Genomic DNA, 2,112 nt, shown 5'->3' with positions numbered 1-2,112 from the left:
CCATGATGGCGCTCGAGTTCGTGGAGCCCGGTTCCAAGAAGCCCAACGCTGACGCTGCCAAGCAGATTGCCGCTAAGTGCCTCGAGCAGGGTGTTGTCATCCTGACCTGCGGCACCTTTGGCAACAACGTGCGTTTGCTGCCGCCGCTGGTCATCGACTTCGACCTGTTGCGCGACGGCCTGCGCGTGTTCGCCAAGGCCATTGAAGAGGCTGGCGCCTGATTCGAACTGATCCAGCGCTCTGACGACGGGCGGTCACCGGTTTCCGGTGGCCGCCCGTTCGCATATCTGCGTTCCTGGCCAGCCTTGACGCCACCGCGGACGACGACGACGCCGCCCCCGCCGCCTTCCGCAGTTGCGGCTCCATGCTCTTCCGGTGTCGCTTCCGTGGAATAGGGTTCCCTATGCCTTGTTTTCGGCCGGAAATGCGGGATAGGGAACCTTAAACCCTCACGGTCGATGTGGGATGGTGGGACCAACCTGCCGTTTACCACTTCATTCCGAGCCCGGAGGACCATCGTGGAGCACTATCCGTCACTCACCGAGACTGTTCTGGCACTGCGCAACGGTCAGGTCACCAGCGAGGACACGGTGAAATCCTCGCTCGACCGCATCGAAGAGCTCAATGACACCTTGGGCGCGTTCATTCACGTGGATCGTAAAGTCGCCATGAAGCGGGCCCGGGAGGCGGACGAACAACTGGCCGAGGCGGCGTCGGACCCGTCCGCTCAAGCAGAATTGCCAGCGCTGATGGGTGTACCCACGGCACTGAAGGACGGCCACGAGGTCGCGGGGATGCCCACGACCTTCGGAACCCTGATCAACCAGGACGAGAACGGCGAGTTCCCGATCGCTGCCGACTCTGACCCTCTCGCGCAAACCCTTCAGGCAGCCGGCGCCATCATGCTCGGCAAGACGCAAGTCCCAGAGTTCCTGCTCAATTGTTATTCCGAGAACAGAATATTCCCGCCGGCGCGCAATCCGCACTCGCCGGAACACAGCCCTGGAGGCTCCTCTGGTGGCCAGGCGGCAGCTGTGGCCTCCGGGATGCTGGCGGGGGCGATCGGTTCGGACGGCGGCGGTTCGGTGCGAATTCCTGCCGCGGCGTGCGGATTGATCGGGCTCAAACCGAACCGTGGGCGGGTCCCGAGCAGCGATGCGCTGAACAACGTGGGGCAGTTGAGCGTCAACGGCCCCATCACGCGCACCGCCTTGGACGCCGCCCTACTCATGGATGTGCTGTGCTCCACCCCGGGTCACACCGCCATCGATCGGCCGGTGAAAGCAGTGCCGGAACAGTCGTTCACATCCGTGGTGAGCCGCGCGCTGACCGGAGATGCACCATGGGGAGATCGTCCGTTACGGATCGGCGTGAGTACGGCGTCCCCGTTCGAGGGCACCTACGACATCTCGGTCTCCCCCGAAGCAGAGCTCGCGCTGTCCGAGGGCGTCCGCCAGTTACAGGCGCTGGGCCACGAGGTCGAGGAAGCGCAAATCAACTACCTGCCCGGTTATGCGGAGAACTTCTTCAAATTGTGGACGACCGCCGTGGGTCAGATCCCCTTGGCCGACGGGCAAGACTCGCAACTGACCGGCCTGGCGCGGCACTTCCGAGAAGCCGCGTTGAACCGCTCGGCCGTGGAGTTGGCGGACGCCGTGAGCGCGATCCGCGTGTTCGAGGCGGACACCATCGCCCAATATGCCCAATACGACATGATTCTCACCCCAGCCTTGGCGATGCCCCCGCGGCCCATTATTTGGTACTTCGACGGCTACGACATGGCCGATCCTCGCAGCGCAGAACGCGACTACGAGCGGCAGTGTCAGTACACCCCCTACACCTCGTTCATCAACGTGGTGGGGCTACCGGCCGTCACTGTTCCCACCGTGTGGACGCAGCCGGAATCCGGTGACTACCCCGGCAAGGTGCCGATGGGTGTGCAACTGGTGGGAGCGGCGTCGTCGGAGGCGTGGCTGCTCTCCCTGGCAGCGCAGCTGAACCCGCCCACGGACCCGCGGGCCGCGTGAGTGCAATCGAACGGAACATTGCGTCGCGTCACTGACGAGCGGGGATTTCCCGAGTAGGTTTGGGGTATGGCGAACCGTGCGGGCA

At 64.1% G+C, this 2,112-nt stretch carries 2 protein-coding genes; both read left to right on the top strand.

Annotated features, from left to right (window positions below; translation table 11 throughout):
- On the top strand, nucleotides 1–221 hold a 221-nt coding region (locus Q4E95_RS13145), incomplete at its 5' end, for an aminotransferase class III-fold pyridoxal phosphate-dependent enzyme (RefSeq protein WP_303383728.1).
- 297 nt (nucleotides 222–518) lie between these two features.
- Nucleotides 519–2,027 carry an amidase gene (locus Q4E95_RS13140; RefSeq protein ID WP_303383727.1) on the top strand — a complete coding sequence of 503 codons (1,509 nt, stop codon included), beginning with the start codon at nucleotides 519–521 and terminating at the stop codon, nucleotides 2,025–2,027.
- Nucleotides 2,028–2,112: the final 85 nt, after the last annotated feature.

Origin of the sequence: Kocuria sp., from assembly GCF_030536815.1 — a bacterium.
Lineage (GTDB): Bacteria > Actinomycetota > Actinomycetes > Actinomycetales > Micrococcaceae > Kocuria > Kocuria gwangalliensis.
This window is presented reverse-complemented; position numbering and strand designations above follow the sequence as displayed.